Annotated in this window: 1 protein-coding gene; it reads left to right on the forward strand. The window is 55.7% G+C overall.

The features are described from left to right. Positions 1–168: 168 nt before the first annotated feature. A partial coding sequence (locus tag N3G78_14845) for a helicase (protein MCX8119193.1) occupies positions 169–663 on the forward strand: 495 nt, incomplete at its 3' end.

The raw sequence follows: 663 nt of genomic DNA on the forward strand, positions 1-663 counted from the left end.
AGGAACCGAAGAGTATTTCGGGGATGGAGCGGGAGTAAGGGGTGGATGGTGGGTCCGCGTCAATGGTGGGTCCGCTACGATTGGTGGGTCCTACGATTGGTGGATCCGCTTCGCTTGATCCACCCTACGATTGGTTACGGAAATTTTCGGAATACGGGGAAATTACATATGCCTGCCCATGACATCATCGACAATCGAAGAGAGAAACTGGTAGATCACATCAACCGCATCCTTTCCTCCACGGAGGTGGCGCGGTTTGCCGTGGGGTATTTCTTCCTCTCCGGTCTGACCAGCATTGCGGAAAAGCTCGCGGGGGTGAGAGAGATCCGCCTTTTGATCGGAAACACCACCAACCGCGAGACGCTGGAGCAGTTGGTCGAAGGGTATCGGAGGCTGGAGATGGTCTCCGAGGTCCTCGAGGCTGAGACCTACCCGAAGCGGACCGAGGTGAAGAAGATCGCTTCCGAGACAGCCGAAAACATCCGCTCCACCATGGAGCTGATGGACCAGACCGATGACGGAGAGGCCCTGGTTAAAATCCTTGTGAGATTGATCGAAGAGAAGCGGCTCAAGGTTCGGGTCTATACCAAAGGGCGGATGCATGCCAAGGCTTACATCTTCGATTACGGGAAGGTCTTCGATGATGCCGGAAGGCCCCTCGAC

This window comes from Thermodesulfobacteriota bacterium (genome assembly GCA_026415035.1).
In the GTDB taxonomy this organism is placed as follows: Bacteria; Desulfobacterota; BSN033; order BSN033; family UBA1163; genus RBG-16-49-23.